Raw genomic sequence first — 21,774 nt, forward strand, 5'->3', positions numbered from 1 at the left:
GCGGACGAGGCGCCCTCTTTCAGTTTTGTCGTCAGCAAGCCCGGTCTTCGACTCAGAAGCGGTAGGTGACACCTGCGCCTATCAGCCAGGGATCGAGCTCCGCTTTCCCCGTCAGCTTGACGCCGGCCACGGTGACGTCGAAGTCTGGCTTTAGGAATAGCTTCTTTACGTCGAAGTTGACGCCCCAGTGCTGGTCCAACATGTAGTCGAAACCGAGCTGCAGCGCGGTGCCGAACGTGTTCTTGACCTTGAGATCATCGGCGCTGCCGGCCTGCTGATGATAAAAGATCGTGTAGTTCACGCCGGCGCCAACATAGGGCTTGAAAGCACCAAAATCGGCAAAATGGTACTGCAATGTCAGTGTGGGCGGCAGCAGCCATACCTTGCCGATATTCCCCAGGCCGCCAATCGAGCCCTGGCCTGTTATGTTGGCATAGGTGGTGCCCAGGATAAGCTCGGCGGCGTCGGCCTATCAGAGGGATCGAACAGGCTGGTCGACGAAGTCCAGCGCGAGCCAGAGCCCGAGCTCATTCTGGCGATTAAAGAGAGGTGGATTGGGGCGATGGACGGGGCAGGTTCCGCCAACATCACACCGTACCCACAAGTTGCCGACTGTATTGCCGGCAGAATGGCGACACCTTTGCATCATCGTGCCACTTTGCGAGACCCGGCGCCACCTCTATGGCGATGGCCCTAGGCCTGAAATTGGACTGCTTACCCACCGGACGATGGCTTCACCCCGTTGTTGACGTACGCATCCTATGCGCTAGGCGCCGGCAAGTACGCCTTCCGCTGAAAGAGACTTCGATGGGCCGCCCACAATGTCGTTATCGTAGCGCAATAATATCCACTGGCTGCGAACCTCGTTGTGGGTCTCCTCGAGGTCGAAGTGCCGGCGATGCGCGCTTCGTCCGGTCGAAAGTGTGTTTCCAATGGGGGGCGCCACCTCTGAGCGCATTACAATCACTCGACAGTAACTGATTTTGCGAGATTGTGCGGCTGGTCCACATCTGTGCCCATGATGACGGCTGTGTGATAGGCAAGAAGCTGTATGGGCAACGAGAAGATCATCGGCGCGATAATCTCGTCGACAACTGGCAGCACGATCGTGTGCACAGTGTCGAGCTTCGATGCGGTTGCTCCTCTTTCATCCGTGATCAGGATAATCCGCCCTCCACGGGCGGCGATTTCCTCGATATTGGAGACGGTCTTTTGAAAAAGCGAATACGGCGCGATGACAGTCACTGGCATGTTCTCGTCGATCAATGCGGTTGGGCCGTGTTTCAATTCACCCGCCGCATAGCCCTCGGCGTGGATGTAGGAAATCTCCTTGGGCTTCAGCGCACCTTCCATCGCCAGTGGGAAACTGGTGCCACGGCCGAGATACAGGACGTCATTATCGCAAGGGGCTCGATCTTTGGTTGGATGCTGTTCAGGACCTAGCCCATGATGCGCGGCATTTCGGCAAGGCTCTTGACGAGCGCCTGCACATCGCCTTCGGTTACCGTTCCGCGGGCCCGGGCGGCGCTGATGGCAAATGCGGCAAGAACGGCAAGCTGGCAGGTGAAGGCCTTAGTAGAGGCGACGCCGATCTCCGGGCCGGCAAGGATCGGGAAGATCGCGTCGGCCTCTCGAGCGATACTCGATTCAGGGGTATTGACGACGGCGCCAATTTTCAGCCCAAGCTCCTTACAGTATCTCGGTGACGCCAGCGTGTCGGCGGTTTCGCCAGACTGCGAAATGAAAAGAGCAGCAGACTGGGGCGACAACGGGATCTCGCGGTAGCGGAATTCGGACGCAACGTCGATTTCGACCGGCAGGCGAGCATAGCGCTCAAACCAGTATTTTCCGATCAGTCCGGCGAGGTAGGCGGTGCCGCAGGCAGAGATCGCCAGGCTCGGAATGCTGGCGAAATCGAAGCTGGAAACCGGATCGGCGCGATTCTCTATCAAGCCGATATAATGGGCGAGCACAGGGCAATGGCCTCCGGCTACTCATAGATTTCCTTCTCCATGAAGTGGCGATGTTTGCCCTTGTTGGCCAGATAGGCCGTGGCCATGGAGGTCTGACGCGGACGCTCTACGGGGTAGCCGTCGAAATCAAATATATCGGCACCCCTCTTGCCGATAATGGCCCAGTCACCGTCGATGAGATAGGTGACTTCATTCGTGAAGGGAGCAAGCGCGACCTCATCGGATCCCAGGAAGATCTCGCCGTCGCCGTAGCCGATTGCCAGCGGTGGCCCATTGCGCGCCGCCATGATGCTCGACGGATCATCCTAAAAAAGGATGGCGAGCCCGTAGGCGCCCTTGATGCGTTTCAGCATGGCATGCATCGCTTCGCCCTGCCCCATGCCCTCCTGGCGGTATCGGGCCAAGAGATGCGCGACGACCTCGGTGTCGGTCTGGAACTCGGCTCCCGCCGCCGCCAAGGTAAGCCTTGCAATCATCTTCAAGCGAGGAAATCTCGATATCTACGATCCATGAGGATGTGACCGCGCCCGATGGCGCGGCGGATGCAATCGCGAAGGTAGCCGCGCGGATCGTGCAATAGGCATGGGCGCATTACTGGCCCAACAAGGCCGCTGCGATTTCACGGTGCGAGGCATTGCGAGCGGGCGTCGAGCGCCTGGAGGACAAAGCGCAGGCGGCTGAACACCGTGAGTCATGCGAGCATTCGGCTGACCAATCATAGGAGTCGTGCGATCCGCTGGAGCGCGTCACCACAGGCTGTGTAGCGCGGCGGTCGCGAAGCCGCTCGCGAGCGCCCTCAACAGCCGCAGCGAGCGAGCGGCTTTGCGGCGGTCATCGATGTTCCCCGGCAAAGCTCGGTTGCGGAATACCAACCTGATTTTAAAGGAACCATCGATGATCGGTAACATGACGAACCTAGGCGCACTCTCTTGGAGAGGACTGTGGATTCCGGTCTCTTGCGGGACATGATGGGCTTTCCCGCCGAGCGAGTGATGGAACCGGAGGTTGGGGCCGCCATCGGCGCCGCATATGGCGAGGCCCGAAGCTACGCGACAGTGCGACGCGCCGGCACCGTCGAACTGCGCATCCCAAGCTCAGGAATAAGCTCCGAATTTCCCCAGATCGCGTCGCACGCCGACAAGGCGCTGATCGCCGTCATCCACGAGCCCTAGATCTAATTGTCTCTCGCCCCGTTCGGTTGATGACAAGCCATGGCCATGGAGATGGACAGCAATTCCAAAAGCCGGGCCGTCTTCACCGAAACCGAGGGCCGCAAGCGTCAATTGGTGCGCCGACGCCGACAGATCCTGCCGAAGGTGCCGAAGGGGGGCGACAATTACGGATGATGTCGAGCCCGACGTGCTTGCCGATATTACTTTCTCCAAGAGAGCACCACACCAAGCTCCACGCCACCAATACACTCGAGCGCCTCAACGGCAAAATTAGGCCGCGCACCGAGCTCGACGAATCTTCCTTCTTACGGTTCGATAATTCCAAGTTTCAAAGCTTCTACAGCAGCTACCATTCTGCTGGTCACATCGAACTTCTGCATTACGTTTTTCACATGGAAATCTACGGTGTTTCGGGATCGTCCTAATATCGTCCCTATTTCTCCTGACGTTTTTCCTCTCGATACCCAAAAAATGCACTCTATTTCTTTAGGAGAGAGCTTATAAACGTGCTCCGATGCCATCGGAGTTGCGAGCTTCGTAATCCTCACATGAAACTGTACCGCGGCAAGTTGCAGGTAGGTGATCGCTCTATTTTGCAATTCGCTGTCCGACGATTGAGCAAAACTCATAAACGTGAAGCTGTCAGCGGGGCCATGCAATGGAACTGTAACGCCTGACTTCAAGCCGAACGTCGCCGCCTCATCCAGGACGCGGCGTTCATTTTCAGTTGTGCTTCCGTCGGCGTAAACTTCACTCCATCGGAAGGCCCCTACCCCCTTTCGACCTTTCTTGATGAGCGGGTCTATTTTGGCATAACCCATTTTCAAGTAGCGCTCCTGCCATTCATCAGGGTAATTCCACATCACCGCAGAGTCCGGTCGGGCCGGCTTCAAAACCCTTTGTTCTGATGCAAGCGGGCCATAGGCGATCCACGGGCAATCGAAATTCAGCGCAAACGCAGACAACAATTCGAACAACTGTTCGGATTCAGCGATATCATCAGTGGTGTCGAGGAATATGCTTAACTCGACCGCAATCCGGGGGAGTTCCATGATCTCTCCTTCAGTTGCGTTCTCATTGGGTGCGAGCTTGCTCCAGCCCAGCATCCCAACTGAGTAGTCAAGGGGAATCTGAGTCGTAGCTCTTCTCCACCTGTAGAGGGACATTCAAGAGTCGTGCCAACTTGGGCGCAAAGCTTTTCTTCAGATTGCAATGGGCTGGGGTAAAGATACTCAGGAGATGAACCGAACAGCACTTTGTCGCGGAGTGCACAATCTGACAGTGGAGCATGTGATCTGCTCCGTCACCGGCCTCGGTCTTTCGATACGGCCAACCGCCCAGGAAGGAATTGGGGTCGCGCGCCCTCTGCGCGGAACGGCTTTTGTTCACCAGATCATCGAGGTCCGCGAAATTGGCTGCGGCCTTTCCGGCTCAGCGCTGACCGACTTGGGAGGCGTCCGGGCGCGAGCTATCGCGCCTCAGCCATTGCGAAAGGTGTAGCCGTAACCGTTGATTGCGGGCGCGCCACCCAGATGGGCGTAGAGGACCCTCGACCCCTCTGGAAAGAAGCCCTTCTGGACGAGGTCGATCATCCCTTGCATCGATTTGCCCTCATAGACTGGATCGGTAATCATACCCTCGAGCCGCGCGCACAGACGGATCGCCTCCTTGGTTTCCTCGGATGGAATGCCATAACGCGGGTACGCATAGTCCTCGAGCAACACCACGTCAGCCTCGACAAGTTCCGTTCCGAGCTCGACGAGGATCGCTGTACGTTGGGCAATGCTAAGCACCTGAGCCTTGGTCTTTGCTGGAGTGGCGGATGCATCGATACCGACGACGTTGCGTTGTCGACCATCCTCAGCGAACCCGACGATCATGCCGGCATGCGTTGAACCTGTCACAGTGCAAACAACGATGTAATCGAAGGCAAGACCAAGCTGTTTCTCCTGAGCGCGCACCTCCTCGGCGAACCCCACATAGCCAAGGCCACCGTATTTGTGGACAGAGGCCCCAGCCGGTATCGCATAAGGTCTGCCGCCCCTTGCCTTGACATCATGGAGCGCTTCTTCCCAACTGTAGCGGATACCTATGTCAAAGCCCTCGTCGACCAGGCGCACCTCTGCGCCCAAGATGCGGCTCAAAAGAATGTTGCCGACCCGGTCGTAGACGACATCCTCATGTGGAACCCAGCTCTCTTGAACCAGAAGACATTTCATGCCGATCTTGGCCGCGACCGCCGCGACCATCCGGGTGTGGTTGGACTGCACGCCCCCGACGGTGACCAGCGTATCGGCATCTGACGCGATTGCATCGGGAACGATGTATTCGAGCTTGCGCAGCTTGTTTCCACCGAACGCGAGACCTGAGTTGCAGTCCTCGCGTTTAGCGTAGATCTCTACCTTGCCGCCCAGATGTTTGCCGAGGCGGTCGAGCTTCTCGATCGGCGTTGGGCCAAAGGTGAGCGGATAGCGTTCGAACTTTTCCAGCATGTTTTCTCCAGCAGAAGGCGATCCAGCCTGAACCAGCTCCGACCTCGGTAATGGTCCCTTTTTGCTGAAGCCAGCTGTGTTCTGAGATGTTGTAGAAGTGACTCATCGTCGTCGCCAGGCCTCGGTCGACCGACCCGCACGCAGGCGTGGTGCGGCGCCTCCTGTGTGCCTGCCGAACCCAACAGATTCACCCCAGGATGTGGCCACCGCTGGCCAGTTCAAGCCCAATTATGTTCTTGACCTGTCAGATCGATGCCCCTTGTTGGTCCAAAGTGGCGTGAACGTGAGTTCCGGTCTGTCACTACGCCTCAACAGAGCGTCGACACACCGCCATCAGGACGAGCTGAGGGACATCTGAACATTCATTCCTCAACTCGTCATCTTATGGCGGCTGGTTTCCAACTGCGTTGTGAAAGGCTTATTTTACCTCTGCGCGACAAGCACAGCTGGACCTCCAGAGCAGAAAGAGCACGCTGCCGAAATAGACCATCTGGAGCAGCAGCGAGCAGGCCAGCGTCGTGACGACGGCTAGACGGATCGACTGCGACGCAAAGTAAACGGTCACAGCATTGCAGCACAAAACCAGCGCCAGGAGCCGACAAAAGATCATGTAGTTCAAAGCCGTTCTCCTGTCTAGTTAATCATGCTGCTCATGCTGCGATCTGGTCGGCCGCAACATGCGTCTGGCAGTTCTTTGGGCAGACGCGGCCGCAGGCTCCGCAGCCAATGCAGCGGCCGGCATGATCCACTATCATGATCATGCGATTGAGCTCGCCGTCGAAGTCGTCGTCCTCCCCGTCGCAGATGCCGAGGATTTCACCCGCGTCATCCACGCCGTGAAGATGCATGACCTCGCGTGAGCAGACCTTGAAACAGCGGCCGCAGCCGATACAAGTCTTCCCATCTATAGCGGTCAGATATTCCGGCACCCATATGGAGCCGTCGCGGCTGATGAATGTGCTCCTCATCGTAAATTCTTCATTTTGGCGAGCTCTCTCCTGGCACCATGCAACTCGGCATAAACGGCGTGCGCTTTCTCGGCGACTTCCTCTATCTCAGTCCATTTGACCGGAAGACCCTCGGCAAGGTCGCGCAAGTTCGTCTTAGCAATAGCCGCGCGCAGTTGAAGCTTTCGGACTTCCTTCACCATCTCATCCAGATTTGACATGATCCTTCCTCGATAATCGGTTTCTTCACGCCCGCGCAAAGTCGGGACAGGGAATAGCTGCAGTCGCATCGTCGCCCAGTTTCGTACCGGCGCATCCGCAAGTTTCTGCAAAGTCTCGAAGCCGAACCGATGGACGCCTCGACAGAACGACTAACTGCCCGAGCATGAAAAGCACTGGCCCCAAGCCTCAATCGGTTTCGTCTTTGTTGGCGATGTCATCACGCCTGAGCGCTCCTCGCTCGCAATCCCCCACCGCGGTGGGAAATATGTCGAGCCTACACAGCAGGATCGCCGGGGATCTTAACGCTGCAGCTTTTTGGTGATGATGAAGTCGGCCAGCAGCTCGGTCCCCGATTTGCACTTGGCATGAGCCGTCCTGAGCACGGATCAGCGGCAGGAGCCTTTGAATGAACGGTCGGGCAGGGTCCGCACTCGGTCGCCCAAAATTCAACAAGATACACCTTGCCCGACTGAAAGGTCGTGAGGGGCTCGCCACGCAGCCAGGCGTCCACCTTGATTGGGGGAGCCGGGGACTCAATACGCAACACCATGTTGTTCTCCAAATTCCCACACCTTTCCTGGCGTGCATGCGCGAGCTGCTCGTTCTCTCAGCAGCGGAACACACGGATCAGCAGACGATCAATCCTCTTTAGTGTTCTCATGCGGTCAGCCCGACGAGTCTTGCCGCATCTCAAGCAGCAAAGGCCGTGCCAGCACGCTCAGTACGCAGTAAGGGCATGATTAGGCTTCGAAAAACCTCACAAACCCGGCGGGGCCGGTTGTTTTAGATCCGACATGTTTTCCGCCGGCTGTAAGGTTTTGGACACGCATCACTCCTGCATCAGACACTTGGGAGACAAAGCAGCTTGGCTGCCTTGCCTGCGGCAAGCTGGCCTCGGCTCGTAGAACAGCAGCACTTCGGCGCCTTTCGAAAGTGCGCGGGCAACCCCAAGACTGGCTCCCGCGTGCAGCGACTGACTGCCGGCCGGTTTTTTGGATCAGCCTGTCTCCGAAAGCCTGAAGCCGGGGTCGAGGAGGCCCGATGCGTCGAGTGCGAGCTGCCGCCGGATAGCGCCTATGCTGTTTCGCTAGACACCGGATGCCGCATCCACACCGGCCTTCAGCGAAGGCGGACAGCATTCCTTAGCGGCCCCCGCCGATGATCAGTCGTCGACAGGTCATATCCCGCTGCCCATTTCTTCTGCGACGGGGTGGGGCCAGCTCTCGACGGAGGTAGGTCTGATGAAGCCGGGATGCTCGGGGTTCGCGTGCGCCGCGCGCCCCAGAAGGCTGTCGAGGATGCGACGCGCTCGCAAGGCCAGCAGGCTTAGATTTGGATCAGCCAGCCCGCGCTCCCCGAGGGTCGCGTTCTGTACGAAGATGCGCCTGTCACGCGGTCCGTCCCAGCCCACCGAAAAATCCTCGCGAATGGCCAACTCATTGTCGATATGTCCCAGCCGGTCCGCCATCGGTTCCAAGAAGTCTGGTACCGCGTTCTCGTAACCGGTGGCCAGGATGACGATGTCGGCCGTGACTTCGTCGACCTCCTCCATGCCGTGCTGGAGGGTCAGCCTGTGACCCGCGCCGAGGTTGATGCAGTGTGAGACGCTGCAGCCCGGCAGCAGCGTGATTTCGCAGTGGTTTGTTAAAAACGCGTGGCGGTATAGCGCCTGATAGATCGCGCGCAACGTGTTTTCCGAAATGCCGTCGGAAGCAAGCACGAAACGCCTCAGGAACAGTTTGCGCTGCGACTCGTTCATTGCCGCGAAGCGATCCGAAAAGCAGGCCACGAACAACTCGTTGGTAAACTGGCTGTTGTCGATGGGCAGATAGTTTTCGCGCTCCGAGACCCAAGTGATCGATCGAGGCCGCCGCTCTTTTGGCGGGCCGACAAGGTGCAACAGCACCTCGGCTCCCGACTGGCCTCCACCAACCACGCAAACGTCCTTTTTCCAAACCTCAGGATGGATGTGCAGTAAATCCGATGAGTGGAACAGGTTGCGCCCAGTCCAGCCCTGAAACTGAGACGGAATCCGCGCCTGCTTGCCGATGCCGACCACGAGGTCTCTAGCGCCAAAAACTGCGTCGTTCGTCCACACCCGAAACTCGCCGTCAAAGCGGATTTCGCGCACAGTCTGGCCGCCGCGGACAAGCGGGTTCCTGTGGAAGGCCCAGTTCAAGTATTGCTCGAACTCAGCTCTGGGTACGGCCTCGAATTGTGCATTCAAGAAGTGGTACAGACGCCCGTTCTCGTGCAGGTAGTTTACGAAAGTGTAGGCTGATCGCGGATTCACCAGCGTGACCAGATCCTTGAAGTGGCTGACCTGGAGCTCCGAGGAATCGAATGCGCGGCCTGGGTGCCAGCGGAAGTCGACCTGCCGATCCAAGAACAGTGCCCCTCGCCCCATCTGCTCATGTATTTGACACGCAAGGCTCAGATTAGACGGTCCAGCACCCACCCCAATGCAAGAGAGGTCCATTTGTCTTCCTCCTGTAGGTGTTTTCCCAATCAGGCGATGTTCGCGGCGAATATCGGCCATGGCCATTGGGCTTCCCCTCTACGCGGGCATTCTCGACCTCGGTGCCGCTGTCCCCGCTGTCGTGTGGTCGGCTGTGAAGCCCATGGATCCCAGCCAAGTCATGAGATCGACACTCATTTCGGCGACTTGTGGGGCGTTGGCGGGATCGAGATAGGTCGGCCCGCCTCGATAACCGCGTCGCGATCAGCGAGATGGTTTCCAAGCCTATTCCCTATCGGCCGGCCTGGCCGGGCCGATCCCACGTTAATGCCGTCCCTTGGCCGGCCTTGGACACTTCCTGACCGTGATGTCTTCCGCGACAGCCCAAATTCGCCTCGAACATCTCTTCCGCGCAAATCCGGTCGAAGGTCACTACGAAGTTTCACTTCCAACGTTCGGCAATTGGTCCGCCCTGTGTTGCACGGACACACTTAAAGCGGGCACGCCGCAGAACTGGCGAATTGACCAGGGGTCCATTCCACATGTGATCCCTTTGCGATCTTTGCTCATCAGGCGATTGCGCTTTGATGTTCAGGAGCCTTGTTTTGCGGAACCACGCAAAGCTTCGCGTAGCAGGCCTTCTCACCCGTGTAGTTGGCCAGGGCTTGGAGCAGTCCGGCATCGTGTCCGGATCACCCAGAGATTTCAGTGCCACCTCGATCAACTCGATCGCGCGATCTTTGTTGCCGCTCTCATAATAGTATTGAGCGACCGGGACGTACCAAGACACGGCCTCGAACTTTTTGTCGATCGCATCCTCAACTAGCTGGCGCATAGCTGCGCAACACCATGTTGTTCTCCATAGCTATTCCACACCTTCCTGACGTTTATGCGCGAGCTGGTTCTTCTCTCAGAAACGGAACACACCAGTTACCAGACCATCAATCGTCTTGCGTGTTCTCATGCGGTCAGCCCTCACTCAGCTCAACGCGCAAAGGCCGTGCCAACTTGCTGGCTCAGCAACTGTGCGGTGCACCTTGGGAAACCGATCTTGATTAGTCCTCGACTGCGAGGTTCCCGACCGAGCTCGAGAAGATTGCTTCCGCCTCAATCGGTCGGAGGTCATCGCATGATTTGAAGCGCCAACTTGCTAACAATCATGCAGCCCATGCTGCATGTCTGACTCATGAAGCGACCGTTTCGGGATCGTTGTTTTGCGGAGCCACACAGAGAGGGCCGTGACAGACCTTCTCCCCCTTGTAGTTGGCCAGCATCTGCAGCAAACCCGGTAAAACGAATTCCTTCACGTCGTCGGGAACAGGCTCGGGCAGCGACTTCAGTGCCAGCTCGATCAAGTCGATCGCGCGCTCCTTGTCGCCGCTGTCACGATAGTACCGAGCGACTGCTGGATAGGACCACAACCGATCGAGCTGGTCTTTGGCGGGATCCAAGGCCAGGATCTGTTCGGACAGGTCCTTGCCCATCGCAAAGCGGGCATCAGACGGAATGCGCGAATGGTCGGTCCATGGGTGGAAGAGTTGGTCTAAGGCCATGGTCATCCAATGCTCGGAGTTTCTGGCGATCGCGTCGCGAACCAATTTGTGCATGACGCGCAAGCCGTTCGGAATGTCCTGCATGCTGTTAAGCACCAGATGTACATGATACAGTCGCAGATCGACGTCGTCCGGCACCAAGGCGATACCCTCTTCGATTGCCGAGAGCGCCGTCTTCCAATCCTCTTTCTCAACCGCAGCTCCAAACTTGGCCAGGATCGGCTTTCTCAACGCTTGCCGGCGCGCTTTGGGTTCCTGTTTGGCGATTCGCTCCTTATCCGCGGCTTTCGCTTCGTCGCTGCTGCGCCAGCTGCCATTGAGAACTTTCGGTAAGACGGTATCGAGGTCAGTAGGATCACCAATGAAGGCTATGTGGCCATCGCGGTCTACTATGAATGTCGTGGGAATCCCGGTTGATAAGCTTGGCTCCATCCAAAGCTTCTTCATTTCACCGGTGGAGTCGAACGCGATCGGAAAGTTCAGATTTGGGAACTTGTTCGTCAACCAGGCGTCCAACCCGCTTCGGGCCCCCTCTGTCGTTGCTGCACGTTCGCTAGCCGCGACGCCAACGACCTCAAGTCCGCGGTCCCTGAATGTTTCCTGCAGCTGCATCAGACGGGGCATCGCCGCCACACAGGGGGCGCACCAAGTCGCCCAAAATTCGACGAGGTACACTTTGCCGGACCGAAAGTTCGTGAGGGGCTTGCCACGCAACCAGTTCTCCACTTTGATCGGAGGAGCCGGGGACTCCATTCGAAGTGACGTGTCGTTCTTCAAGCGATTCTCACTTTCGTGGCTTTATGCGCGAGCTGGTTTTTTCTCAGAAGCGGAACGCACGGGTCAGGAGACCATCGCCCGCCTTGCGGCTTGCAGTCAGCCCTCACCACAGGGTCGCTGCATCTCAGGTCGCAAAGGGCGTGCCAACCCTCTCACCACGCAGTAAGCGCTGATTGCTTCGATAAAGCGCAACGGGCCAAACACGGCCGGTGTCTTGAACCTGACATTTTTTGTGTCGGCGTCAGGTATTTGACATGAGTTAGTCCTGCGCGAGCTGCTTTAGGACAGTGAAGAGCTTGGCTTATCTCGACTGAGCAGATTGAGCTCGGCTCAGCGAGCAGCACCACGACGCAGGATTCGCTGGCGATCTCCACGGCCTGGCCTCCTATTATGGCAACAGTCTGCGGGCCCACTTGTGTTACCTCTATCCATTAGCCCCTCACGATTGAAATGCCGTCTGGGGCCATGAGTTTGTCGAGATCGGTCGCTTGCCCTGTGGCGCATTACAGGTGCGGATATAGGCCTTTACCCTCCCCGCAGCCATTCTCGACCTGGGTGCCGCCGGGTTTGCGAGAGTTTATCCTTGCCTCGTATTGTCGGAGCCGAAGCTCATGGGAGATCCCTAATGCCGGCGACGGTGGCGCGTGAGCGGGATAGCCCAATGTCTGCCTGCACGTCGTCAGCGAGAGCGTAAGCGCGTAGGCATCCCCACGTAGCGTGCAGGCGGTTGATCGCTCATTTTCAGCATGAATCATGCGGAGAATCCTATGAGCGACAGTATGAGCCATCATCGAACATTCGAGATTTTGACGGCGGAGCCTGTGCCGTCCCGACGCAAGCCGCGCCATCGGTCGGACGAAGAGAAGGCACGGCTTGTTGCCGAAGCGTTCTCGCCAGGGGGCAATGTGTCGGCGGTTGCGCGTTCCGAGGAGCTGGACCCCTCGCAGCTCTATGCTTGGCGCCGCAAGGCGCTTTCGTCGGGCATGGTTGCGCCACTAACGGAGGCAGCGAGCAATCCGGCGAAGTTCACGCGCTTTGAAGCGGTGGGCAGCGACACGGTGGAAATCGTCATTGGCGACGCAGTGGTGCGCGCCGGCGGCTATGTCGATCCCGATCGCCTGGCGAGGATCATCCGCGCGGTTCGCAAGGCATGATCGCTTCCGGTGTGGTGGTTTACGTGTCGTGCCAGCCGGTCGACTTCCGCAAGGGCGCGGCTTCTTTGATGGCGCTGGTCAGGGATGGCGGCCTGGACCCGTTCTCGGGGGCGCTTCACGTATTCCGTTCGAAGCGTGCGGACCGGGTTCGCATCGTGTGGTGGGACGGCAGCGGGGTTTGTCTTTATTCGAAGACTCTGGAAGATCACAGCTTCTGCTGGTCTGCGATATCGGCCGCGCGCATGCGTCTCGACCACGCCCAGCTGATGGCGCTTCTGGCCGGGTTAGACTGGAAAAAGATCCGTCCGGCCAGGGTCAGGCGGCCGTTATCGACGGGCTGAAACCGGCCTGCGGCAAGATGAATCATGCGACTGGAACGGTTGGGAAAGCGGCTGTTTTTGTGCTTTGTTGCTTGCATGGTTCTACCGGGTCTTGCCCTTCCCGACGACGTTGATGCGCTGAAGGCGATGATCCTTTCCATGGCTCGCGAGCAGGCTGCGAGCGAGGCCCGGATCGTAGTCGCCGAAGCTCGAATCGCAGCATCCGAGGCGGAGGTCTCCCGGCTGAAGGCCGTCGAGAAGAGCGCCCACGAGCGGATCGCCAATCTCACGTCGATCCTGAAAGTTTTGCAGCGCACGCAACATGGCACGCGTTCCGAGCGGCTACGCCTGGCCATCGACGACGAGCAGGTCTCCTTTGTCTTCGAGGAGGTCGAGACCGGCCTTTCGGCGATCCGGAGCGAACTTGCTCACGCGGCTGGGGACAAGCCGAAGCGAGCCCCGCGCCCGCGCAAGGGTTTTGCCGCCCACCTCGAACGCATCGAGGAAGTTATCGAGCCGGAAATCCCGGGCGACTGCGAGGGGCTGGAAAAGGTTCTGATTGGCGAGGATCGATCCGAGCGGCTGGACGTCGTGCCCCCGAAGTTCCGGGTCATCGTCACGCGCCGTCCCAAATACGCTTTCCGGGGCCGTGACGGCGTGGTCCAGGCTCTGGCGTCGGTGCACATCGTTGAAAGCGGCCTGCCGACGGAGCGGCTGCTCGCCTATATCGCCGTGTCGAAATACGCCGACGGCCTTCCCTCTTTACCGGCAGGAGACGATCTATCTGCGCGATGGCGTTGAACTCAGCCGGTCGTTGATGGCGCAGTGGATGGGGCACCTGGGCTTCGAATTGCAGATGCTCGCCGATTACATCCTTGAGCGCGTCAAGGAGGGCGAAAGGGTCTTCGCCGACGAGACGACCTTGCCCACCCTTGCCCCCGGAGCGGGGAAAACCACGAAGGCCTGGCTATGGGCCTACGCACGGGATGATCGACCCTATGGTGGAACCAGTCCGCCAATGGTTGCCTATCGTTTTGAAGACAGCAGAGGCGCGGATTGCGTGGCGCGCCACCTCGCCGGATTCAGCGGTATCCTACAAGTGGACGGCTACTCGGCCTATACCAACCTGGTCAAGGCACGGGCCAAAGCCGGCAGCAATGAAACAATCCGGCTCGCCGGGTGCTGGGCTCACCTGCGGCGCAAACTCTACGACCTGCACATCAGCGGGATCTCGCAGGCCGCGACGGATTCGATCATCGCCATGACCGAATTGTGGAAGGTCGAGGACGAGGTTCGCGGCAAGGATGCCGGAAGCCGCGCTGCGCTTCCGTGGCCATTGTCGCGAGCCTCTTCGATCTATGGGAAGCGGAACTGAGCAAGGTCTCCGGAAAATCCAAGACCGCCGAGGCGATCCGCTACGCGCTCGCCCGGCGGGAGGCGCTGGAACGCTTTCTGATGGACGGTCGCATCGAAATCGACTCCAATATCGTCGAGCGTGCAATCAGGCCCCAGACAATCACGCGAAAGAATAGTCTATTCGCCGGCAGCCAAGGCGGTGGACGAACCTGGGCGACGGTAGCCACCTTGCTGCAAACCTGCAAAATGAACAGCGTCGATCCGCTCGACTGGCTCTCACAGACCTTGACTCGCATCGCTCAAGGCTGGCCGGCATCCGAGATCGAAATGCTCATGCCTTGGAACTTTAGGCCTGACGTTATCGGCTGACCGCTTACGCGAGAGCTTTCGAAACCCATCGTTGATTCCATCGGGCGGAGTCGCCCGCCTCCCCTATGACGCGCCGATGTTGACCGGCTTGGTGACCAGCGAGAGTACGGGATTCAATGCGGCGACAGCATCCGTCGCTCAGCTTGATCATGGGAGGACATCCGTTGATTCGTTCGGAAGCTCCGCTGCATCGAATGCGCCGGAAGGAAACTATTATAAACACAAAGGGCAGCAGGTTGTGATCTGTCGGGTGGGCGTGTCGCCAATCGGCAGGTCCACCTCGGTCGGACGGAATAATGCCAGTCTATCCGGATCAGCGACTGGTTCCTCCTGAGTTCGCGGCCTACGTCGTCAATGCCTTCCGCCCTTCAGACGTTCTCCTTCCCGACACGCCTGAAGGCAGCCCTCAACCCTCCGGACCGAATGCGTCTCGCCGGTAGCGAAAACAAATGGTCAGACTCGCGGCTCTGCAGGATGCGCCAGGAAGCGCTTACATTGAATGGTGGACCGTGGGCATCAGAATTAGGAGGACTCCGCTCTACCTTCCGTCTTGCGCATGACCTGGAGAGATTTCCGGTTGGCGTCGCCTCCCGAGCGACGCTTTTTCATGTTCGTTACTCTCCGTAAAATCGATTGTTTCGATGAAGCCCATCAACGGTATGAATGCGGGCCACCGGATGCGATCAAGAACCCTAACCCAGAGCCCAATACCAATTATCGGCGCAACGCGCCTGCAAACTCAACGCTCGACCTGCCTATGAGAAAACTGCACGATGGGGGATGCGATCGCCGCCAATCGGAATCGCCCGACGCAGCACGGGCGAGATGAGTCGATTGCCGAGAAGGAGATAGGTCAGGCTTGAGAGATTGCTGGCCTTTTTCGTGCTGCTCCAGTTGGTCCATTCGGCAGCGTGCTCGTACTCGATTGCCACTGACAACGGGGGCAGCCGGGAACAGTGGCCATGTCCACCGCTACTGACCGACCATTAAAAGGCTATTGCCTTGGCCGAACGGCGGTGCTGGCCGCAGCAAAGGGTCCGAACTCGGCCTGCCGCGCAGAAAGCCTCTCTTTCTCGACTTCCGCCAACCCACGAAGCCGGGCCTAGATGGGTCTAGCAGCATCCCTGCGCGGCCTTGGTCTCCGCGCAGCGGAATCATCTCGGGCGAGCAGTACCCGACAGCAACTCAAGACCGGACGTATTCCCGATGGCGCCACCCAGCACATTGGCTCCGAGGAGCTTCGCGCCGCCGCGATCTCTCTCCCGATGATATGAATAGGTCACCCAGGGGAGTAAAGCTTCGAATAGCGTGGGTGCAACTTCGGAACCAGTCAGCGCGTCAAAAACAGCGGCAATGTCGGCTTCTCAACCATCCATCTCGTCACACCGCCAAAGAGCCGCTCACGCAGCCGACGGCTGCCATAAGCGCCCATGACTATCATGTCTGCGGACGTGTCGATTGCGTGCTGCGCGAGCACCGTTGCCACCGGTTTACCGGCGCTCGGCAGCCGATCAACCGACACCCGAGCACCGTGCCGAGTGAGATAGGCAACAATATCGGCTCCAGGCTCCGCGCCGTTCCCGTTGTAGTTCGCCTTCGGATCGACCAGGGCAACACGAACTTCCTCAGCAGCGCATAAGAGACCCAGCGCTTCCCGAACCGCACGGGACACCTCGAGTCGTGAATCCCAACCGACCAGGACGTGCCGTGGCCACAGGGTCGCCTTAGCGCCGTTCGGCACAATAAGCACCGGTTTTCCCGTGTCGAATAAGCTGCCATTGATAACGAGAGGTCCGACAATACTGTCGTTGAGAAGTGCGGGGCCGACCATTGTCAGGTCGGCGCAGAGCGCACGCTGTCGAACCACCTCACCGACGCCGGTCGCTTCGCAATAATCCGTATCCACGTCATAGGAAAGGCACATCGCTCTTAGCAGTCTCTGGGTGTCTTTGTAGCGTCTTTCCAGTCTGGCCACGTCCTGTGTAAATCCATCGATTTGCCGAAACCGGTCGTTCAATGTTGGCCATTGCCTGTCCATGTCCCATAGGCCACTCGGGGACACCAACTCCGTTCGGCGGATACGACATAACGAGCATCGGAGCCGGTATAATCCGTACGGAAAGGTGCGCGCCGACTTCGGCACACAAGCCGGCAGCAGTTCTGACGTCCTGATCGGAATGGTCAGCGCCGGTCACAGAGAGTACAGTTTTGAATGCCATTTGCCTGCCCTGCTCTGCGTGTTCGTTTTGTGGCGTTCTGGCTGCAAGACCGGCTCACAGCGCGAGAGTGGGAGTGCCACCCCGGCACTTGATTCAGTCGTCCCGCTTCTCGAGCGAGTAGCCGGCCGACCTCACGGTGCGAATGACGCTGCCGGGCGAAGCTGACTTCAGGGCTTTTCTTATCCGGCTGATATGGACATCAACGGTGCGTGGACCGACATGGACGTTGTCGGGCCAAGCTCTGCGGATAAGCTCATCCCGGCTGAAGACCGTGCCGGGAGCTTCAATCATAAGCCGCAGCACGTTGAACTCGATGAGTCCGAGGTGAATGTCGTGGCCATTGCCGCGAATCCGGCGGGCATCCACCTTCATCTCGAGGCCGCCCCAGGTGAGCCAGCCGCCGTTTTCAAGACCATTTGCGCCCCGCTTCGGCAGCGCCAGCCTCGCCCGTAGACAGTCGAGGAGCTTGGCCGGGTCGATCGGCCGCACAAAGATCTCGTCAATGCCAGCTTTCAGGAGATCGAGGTGCTGGTCCTCGGCGCCGCGCGCGATCAGGGCAATAACGGGCAGGTCGGCCGTCCGCGGCTCCTCCTTGAGGCGGGCGCAGATTGTGGCTCCCGTCGCGCTTGCTGGGACGCAGTCCAGCACGACGGCGTGGAACTCCCGTTGTTCGGCCAATACAAATGCTTCCTTCGCGCAGCCTGCCTGCTCACTCGCGAAGATGTCCGCCTCCAGAATGTGGCTATAATTCAGATAGAACTCCGCATCTTGCGAACAGATCAGGACGAGTGGCTTCATCGGCGCTACCCCAAGAGCCCCCTCATCGACCTGGCCCGCCTCGGCTTCCGTGGGCTGGCCATCGCGGCTGCTCAAGATTGTCATGGCCCCTTTGCTCGAAACCTGCTTCATCACGCACGCGCCACCTCGGGATAGGTCTCGATGGTGGCGATTGCGTCGCCGACCAGTTTCGTGCCGGCCTGAGTGAGCTTCCCGAACGTCTCGAAGCCGAACCGGTGGACGTCGCGCAGGGTCTTCGACAGAACCACCAACCGCCCGGACGTGAACAGCACGCGCCCGAAGCCTTCATGGCTCAGCTCCATGATAGGCGATGCCATGAGGCCGGAGCGCTCCTCGATCGAAAGCCCAACAGCGGTGTAAAACATATCAAGCCTCCACAGCACGTCCGGATCGGGATCGCCGATGATCGGGATTGCACGGCGCTGTTCCTTGGTGATGATGAAGGAGGCCAACAGCTCGGGGTCCGCTTTGCCTTCCCACGCTCCGTAGGAGTCCTGAGCACGGATTAGCCGCACGAGGCATTTCAGGAACGGGCTGGCAAGCGCCACCTGATCCTCGGCGACAGCAGGGCTAACCACAGGGTCGGACATTTTCGCCTCCTCATTTCAGTCGTCGTCCTCAAAGGACGGTTTCGCGACGCCTGCCTCAGCCAGCAGCTTGCGCACCCAGGGGGAGGACACGTTCTGAGCATCACCTGCGTGCGCAACAGCACATCTTGGATACTCTGAGGCTGCGGAACCTTGAGCGGATAGATTTTTGCCGAAACAAGCTTGGCTGCCGAAGGTCCGCCGATTGCCAGACAAAACAGGAGGTGGCAGCCCTTCAGTGCTTCCACCTTCGGTGTGATGCGGTCATCCCCCTCGGTCCGATGTTTCCCGCTTTCGTCGGAGACGTCGTCGAAGGCCACGGCTTCCACGAGGTTCCACTCCTCGGGTGTCACATCGTAGATGACAAAGCGCCTGGCCGAGCCGAAATGCGCATTGAGCTCCTTCATGTCTTGTGTTGCGATTGCCACGCGCAAGGCGCCTGCTTGTCGTTCACGCATTGGATCTCGGCCCTCGTCAGTGACCAGTGAGAGGCGACGGACGGGCCCCATCTTGCGTTTCTCGCTTGCGGAGGGGATCAAGTTCTTCAGGTGTCGGCGCCTGCCGGCAAGCCTGGAAAATGTTGGCAACCTCGAAGACCAGGTCGCGGGTGCCCTGATAGAGGATTGTGAGCTTGTGCTGGCTGCCGAGCCGGTCGAAGACGGGGAAGCCGACGCGCATGAGCGGAATGCCAAGACGTTGCGATGCCTGGCGTCCATGTGAATGGGTGACCAGAAGATCAGCCCCGCCGGCAAGCGCTTCCAAATCGCCGAGATCGCCGATCTGAATCGAGGCCGCCGGAACCCTTTCCAGAATTTTCGACATATCGGTCGTGGCGACCGCCGCCGCGACTTCGGAGCCCATGCCGGTGAAGAAGGTTGCGAATTGATAGAGTTGGTCTGGTTCAGCAGCGATCGCAATTTTCTTGCCTCCGAAATGGAAATGTCCGTCGAGCAACGCATCCTGCAATTGCGCCCGGCGACGACGCACCCCGGCCGGCACCGCCGCGCCCGAAATCTCGGACAGCAGGGAGACGAAACGGTCGGCGCCCTCCATTCCGGTCAGCGACTCGAACAGCACGTAAGGGACGCCGGTCATCTTCTGCAGCACCTCGGCCGGACGGCGCATATGCTCTCCGATAGCGATGCATTGCGCGGCGGTGCCGAGCTCGCGGATATCCTCGACGCTGGTGCCGCCATAGGTTGTCGTAACCCACCAGTCGGGCACGGTGCCGTCGAGCGAGCCGGAGACGTCCGGCAAAATCACCGGCTGCAGCCCAAAGCTTTCAACCATCTCGCGCAAATGCTCGATGTCAGCCACGGTGAGATTCCAACCGGCCAGGATTGCGATCTTCTTTGACTGGCGCGCCCGCTCGCCCGGTCGCGTCATGCCTTCGATCATCGCGCTGACAGCCTTGGCCCAGCCCTGTTCGATCGCGCCGTCGAAATCCGGCGTGTTGGCCAGCACGATCTCCGTACCCGCGAGTTCTTCCGCCCGTTTCAGCCTGATGTCGGCAATGTCGCCTGCGCAATCTTCGCCACGGGTTTCCACCAGGGCCGTCGTGCAGACCCCGATCAGCTTTGGGTTCGTGCGGGTCTTCAGGTTGAGGATCGCCTCTTCCAGATTGTCTGACCCGCCGAGGATGGTTGTCACTTCATCCATCGCGGTGGTCTGTAGGGGAATCGCTTCCTTGAAATGCCGCACGAAGAGCACGAGCGCGAAGCTGGTGCAGCCTTGGATGCCGTGGAATAGCGGCACTGCGCCGTCGATCCCGAGAAAGGCCAAGGCAGCACCCAGCGGCTGTGACGACTTCAACGGATTGACCGAAGCTGATTTGGTCTGGGAAAGGACGCGGGTCATCGTGTTTCCTCAACGCTCGCCGAAATCGTCGGCGTGGTGCCGGTGAATTTCTTCAAAGCGTGCACGGTCTCGCTCGTTGTGCTCGGCGGTTCGTCCTTCATGGCAGGCTGGCAATCCCACGGTGCCGGTTCCCGCACCTGGCGCCAGATCGGGTTGTGAATGGCGAGGTCGATCTGGCGTACGAGTTCCACCATGCCGTCATAGCCGGCGTAAGGGTGTTGGCGCTCCTGGTTGATGTCGAGCCAGGGCGTCTTGGCCTTAAGCGCGATGAATTGCGTGCGCCCGCCCGACAGCATGATATCGGCCTTGTGTTCTGAGAGCATGGCGTAAAGCTCGCGCGCTGCCAGCTGCTCGAACATGTGGTTGTCGTCCTTGAGTATCTGCTTGATGCGCTCCTTGTCTTCGACTGTGGATTTCTTGACCGAGGTGCCGACGATCTCGATGCCGATCTCCATCAGCGCATGGACGACGGACCAGGACTTGACACCGCCTGTATTGAGCAGCACGCGCTTGCCTTGAAGCCGCGGCCGGTAGGCTTCGAGCTTGTTCCATGCAACCGCCTCCTGCTCAGCGATCAGCGTCTCCGTGCGGGCGAGGATCTCTGGATCAGCGCCCTTCTTCACGAGCAGCTCAGCAATGTTGCGCAGTGCTTCCGAGGTGTCGGTGATGCCGTAGAAGGAGCCTTCGAAGAACGGGATGTCCCAGCGCTCCTCCATCTTGCGAGCCAGATTGATGAGCGCGGTCGAGCACACCACCATAGCCGCCCGGGAGCGGTGCGCGGAAGCAACGTCAAGGTAGCGCGCGTCGCCCGGAATGCAGGCGCGCACCCGGATTCCGAGCCGATCGAGGAGCGGCTTCACCAGCCAGAATTCGCCGGAGAGGTTGAATTCGCCAAGGATATTGATGTCGTACGGCCCAGCGTCGTCGGGTTCCACCGTGCCGATGACGTGCTCGAGCAACGCCTCGGCGGCGAGCTTGTTGCCGAGGTTCTTGGAGCCGGCCAAGCCCGGCGCATTGACCGGCACCACGGCCAAGCCGAATTTTTCCCCCGCGCGTTTGCAGACCGCCTCGATGTCGTCGCCGATCAGCGCCGTCACACAGGTCGAATAGACGAAGATCGCTGGCGGCGCATAGGCTTCCTTGATCTCGCGGATCGCCTTGAACAGCTTGCGCTCGCCCTGCCCCATCACCACGTCGAGTTCGGTGAGGTCGGTCGTGAAGCTCGTGCGCCACAGCGTTGCCCCGGAGGAAGCGGCGCCGCGGTTGTCCCAGGAATTGCCCTCGCAGGCGAGCGGCGCGTGGACCAGATGCGCGACGTCGGTGATCGGCTGCAGCACGATCTTGGCGCCATCAAAGGCGCAGCCGCCGGCTGCCGCCCCGGGCGTCAGCGGCTTTGAGCAGCCCTCTTTGCGCGCCTTGGCATCCTTGCCGCGGTTTTTATCGCAGGCGGGCTCGTTGAAGACATCCTGGATTTTGGCGCTGGGCGATGACATTGCGTCGGTCTCCAAGGTCCGTTGGGC

General features: G+C 59.3%; 16 protein-coding genes and 4 pseudogenes. 5 read left to right on the forward strand and 15 right to left on the reverse strand.

Annotated elements, in window-relative coordinates; translation table 11 throughout:
• Positions 1 to 52: 52 nt before the first annotated feature.
• Positions 53 to 463: pseudogene (locus AC56QP_RS13385) on the reverse strand (OmpW/AlkL family protein); the annotation flags it as partial.
• Positions 464 to 963: 500 nt separating this feature from the next.
• A pseudogene (glmS, locus tag AC56QP_RS13390) lies at positions 964 to 2,440 on the reverse strand (glutamine--fructose-6-phosphate transaminase (isomerizing)); the annotation flags it as partial.
• Positions 2,441 to 2,914: 474 nt separating this feature from the next.
• Here glmS and AC56QP_RS13395 point away from each other — a divergent pair.
• Both AC56QP_RS13395 and AC56QP_RS13400 read left to right on the forward strand, forming a co-directional pair.
• Positions 2,915 to 3,145 carry a hypothetical protein gene (locus tag AC56QP_RS13395; protein WP_497100485.1) on the forward strand — a complete coding sequence of 77 codons (231 nt, stop codon included), beginning with the start codon at positions 2,915 to 2,917 and terminating at the stop codon, positions 3,143 to 3,145.
• Between the two features lie 39 nt (positions 3,146 to 3,184).
• On the forward strand, positions 3,185 to 3,319 hold the full coding sequence (locus AC56QP_RS13400; RefSeq protein ID WP_281004946.1) for a hypothetical protein: 135 nt from the start codon (positions 3,185 to 3,187) through the stop codon (positions 3,317 to 3,319).
• A 131-nt stretch (positions 3,320 to 3,450) separates the two neighbouring features.
• Here the strand turns inward: AC56QP_RS13400 and AC56QP_RS13405 are convergent, their stop codons facing one another.
• The 7 genes from AC56QP_RS13405 to AC56QP_RS13435 all read right to left on the reverse strand — a co-directional run bounded on the left by AC56QP_RS13405 (position 3,451) and on the right by AC56QP_RS13435 (position 11,570).
• Positions 3,451 to 4,197, reverse strand: coding sequence for a LuxR family transcriptional regulator (locus AC56QP_RS13405; RefSeq protein WP_497100484.1), 747 nt, complete (start codon positions 4,195 to 4,197; stop codon positions 3,451 to 3,453).
• A 426-nt stretch (positions 4,198 to 4,623) separates the two neighbouring features.
• A complete protein-coding gene (locus AC56QP_RS13410) occupies positions 4,624 to 5,637 on the reverse strand; it encodes a 1-aminocyclopropane-1-carboxylate deaminase (protein ID WP_497100483.1) in 1,014 nt (337 codons plus the stop codon).
• 418 nt (positions 5,638 to 6,055) lie between these two features.
• Complete coding sequence (locus AC56QP_RS13415; RefSeq protein WP_497101046.1) at positions 6,056 to 6,247, reverse strand: exopolysaccharide production repressor protein; 192 nt, start codon at positions 6,245 to 6,247, stop codon at positions 6,056 to 6,058.
• A gap of 40 nt (positions 6,248 to 6,287) precedes the next feature.
• On the reverse strand, positions 6,288 to 6,605 hold the full coding sequence (fdxB, locus tag AC56QP_RS13420; RefSeq protein ID WP_497100482.1) for a ferredoxin III, nif-specific: 318 nt from the start codon (positions 6,603 to 6,605) through the stop codon (positions 6,288 to 6,290).
• A complete protein-coding gene (locus AC56QP_RS13425; protein WP_497100481.1) occupies positions 6,602 to 6,805 on the reverse strand; it encodes a CCE_0567 family metalloprotein in 204 nt (67 codons plus the stop codon). Before AC56QP_RS13425 ends, fdxB begins: the two co-directional genes overlap by 4 nt.
• 1,178 nt (positions 6,806 to 7,983) lie before the next feature.
• Positions 7,984 to 9,351 (reverse strand): lysine N(6)-hydroxylase/L-ornithine N(5)-oxygenase family protein, encoded by a 1,368-nt coding sequence (locus AC56QP_RS13430; protein ID WP_497100480.1) that lies wholly within the window; start codon positions 9,349 to 9,351, stop codon positions 7,984 to 7,986.
• A 1,097-nt stretch (positions 9,352 to 10,448) separates the two neighbouring features.
• Complete coding sequence (locus tag AC56QP_RS13435; protein WP_497101045.1) at positions 10,449 to 11,570, reverse strand: TlpA disulfide reductase family protein; 1,122 nt, start codon at positions 11,568 to 11,570, stop codon at positions 10,449 to 10,451.
• A gap of 791 nt (positions 11,571 to 12,361) precedes the next feature.
• Here AC56QP_RS13435 and AC56QP_RS13440 point away from each other — a divergent pair.
• The 3 genes and pseudogenes from AC56QP_RS13440 (at position 12,362) to tnpC (ending at position 14,793) form a co-directional block, all read left to right on the forward strand.
• Positions 12,362 to 12,748: a transposase gene (locus tag AC56QP_RS13440; RefSeq protein WP_497100479.1), complete on the forward strand. Its 387-nt coding sequence runs from the start codon at positions 12,362 to 12,364 to the stop codon at positions 12,746 to 12,748.
• A complete protein-coding gene (gene tnpB, locus AC56QP_RS13445) occupies positions 12,745 to 13,089 on the forward strand; it encodes an IS66 family insertion sequence element accessory protein TnpB (RefSeq protein ID WP_023693549.1) in 345 nt (114 codons plus the stop codon). Before AC56QP_RS13440 ends, tnpB begins: the two co-directional genes overlap by 4 nt.
• A gap of 75 nt (positions 13,090 to 13,164) precedes the next feature.
• Positions 13,165 to 14,793, forward strand: a pseudogene (gene tnpC / locus AC56QP_RS13450) (IS66 family transposase).
• A gap of 1,330 nt (positions 14,794 to 16,123) precedes the next feature.
• Here the strand turns inward: tnpC and AC56QP_RS13455 are convergent.
• From AC56QP_RS13455 to nifE, 6 genes and pseudogenes are all read right to left on the reverse strand, one after another.
• Positions 16,124 to 16,768, reverse strand: a complete 645-nt coding sequence (locus AC56QP_RS13455; RefSeq protein ID WP_497100478.1) for a universal stress protein — start codon at positions 16,766 to 16,768, stop codon at positions 16,124 to 16,126.
• A gap of 337 nt (positions 16,769 to 17,105) precedes the next feature.
• Complete coding sequence (locus AC56QP_RS13460; RefSeq protein WP_497101044.1) at positions 17,106 to 17,921, reverse strand: response regulator transcription factor; 816 nt, start codon at positions 17,919 to 17,921, stop codon at positions 17,106 to 17,108.
• Entirely contained in the window at positions 17,921 to 18,400 is a 480-nt protein-coding gene (locus AC56QP_RS13465; RefSeq protein ID WP_497100477.1) for a NifX-associated nitrogen fixation protein, read from the reverse strand. The genes AC56QP_RS13460 and AC56QP_RS13465 overlap by 1 nt, the downstream gene beginning before the upstream one ends.
• 15 nt (positions 18,401 to 18,415) lie before the next feature.
• A pseudogene (gene nifX / locus AC56QP_RS13470) lies at positions 18,416 to 18,906 on the reverse strand (nitrogen fixation protein NifX).
• Positions 18,872 to 20,254, reverse strand: a complete 1,383-nt coding sequence (gene nifN / locus AC56QP_RS13475; protein WP_497100476.1) for a nitrogenase iron-molybdenum cofactor biosynthesis protein NifN — start codon at positions 20,252 to 20,254, stop codon at positions 18,872 to 18,874. The pseudogene nifX and the gene nifN overlap by 35 nt, the downstream one beginning before the upstream one ends.
• Positions 20,251 to 21,747 (reverse strand): nitrogenase iron-molybdenum cofactor biosynthesis protein NifE, encoded by a 1,497-nt coding sequence (nifE, locus tag AC56QP_RS13480; protein WP_489859507.1) that lies wholly within the window; start codon positions 21,745 to 21,747, stop codon positions 20,251 to 20,253. The genes nifN and nifE overlap by 4 nt, the downstream gene beginning before the upstream one ends.
• Between the last annotated feature and the right edge of the window lie 27 nt (positions 21,748 to 21,774).

The sequence above is a fragment of the Mesorhizobium sp. RCAM 05104 genome (assembly GCF_059683645.1).

Bases quoted from the DNA above. Each gene is read 5' to 3' on its own strand.
- AC56QP_RS13400 (WP_281004946.1), top strand. From the start codon at position 3,185: ATGGCCATGGAGATGGACAGCAATTCCAAAAGCCGGGCCGTCTTCACC.
- AC56QP_RS13405 (WP_497100484.1), bottom strand. From the start codon at position 4,197: ATGGAACTCCCCCGGATTGCGGTCGAGTTAAGCATATTCCTCGACACC.
- AC56QP_RS13410 (WP_497100483.1), bottom strand. From the start codon at position 5,637: ATGCTGGAAAAGTTCGAACGCTATCCGCTCACCTTTGGCCCAACGCCG.
- AC56QP_RS13415 (WP_497101046.1), bottom strand. From the start codon at position 6,247: ATGATCTTTTGTCGGCTCCTGGCGCTGGTTTTGTGCTGCAATGCTGTG.
- fdxB (WP_497100482.1), bottom strand. From the start codon at position 6,605: ATGAGGAGCACATTCATCAGCCGCGACGGCTCCATATGGGTGCCGGAA.
- AC56QP_RS13425 (WP_497100481.1), bottom strand. From the start codon at position 6,805: ATGTCAAATCTGGATGAGATGGTGAAGGAAGTCCGAAAGCTTCAACTG.
- AC56QP_RS13430 (WP_497100480.1), bottom strand. From the start codon at position 9,351: ATGGCCATGGCCGATATTCGCCGCGAACATCGCCTGATTGGGAAAACA.
- AC56QP_RS13435 (WP_497101045.1), bottom strand. From the start codon at position 11,570: ATGGAGTCCCCGGCTCCTCCGATCAAAGTGGAGAACTGGTTGCGTGGC.
- AC56QP_RS13440 (WP_497100479.1), top strand. From the start codon at position 12,362: ATGAGCGACAGTATGAGCCATCATCGAACATTCGAGATTTTGACGGCG.
- tnpB (WP_023693549.1), top strand. From the start codon at position 12,745: ATGATCGCTTCCGGTGTGGTGGTTTACGTGTCGTGCCAGCCGGTCGAC.
- AC56QP_RS13460 (WP_497101044.1), bottom strand. From the start codon at position 17,921: ATGAAGCAGGTTTCGAGCAAAGGGGCCATGACAATCTTGAGCAGCCGC.
- AC56QP_RS13465 (WP_497100477.1), bottom strand. From the start codon at position 18,400: ATGTCCGACCCTGTGGTTAGCCCTGCTGTCGCCGAGGATCAGGTGGCG.
- nifN (WP_497100476.1), bottom strand. From the start codon at position 20,254: ATGACCCGCGTCCTTTCCCAGACCAAATCAGCTTCGGTCAATCCGTTG.
- nifE (WP_489859507.1), bottom strand. From the start codon at position 21,747: ATGTCATCGCCCAGCGCCAAAATCCAGGATGTCTTCAACGAGCCCGCC.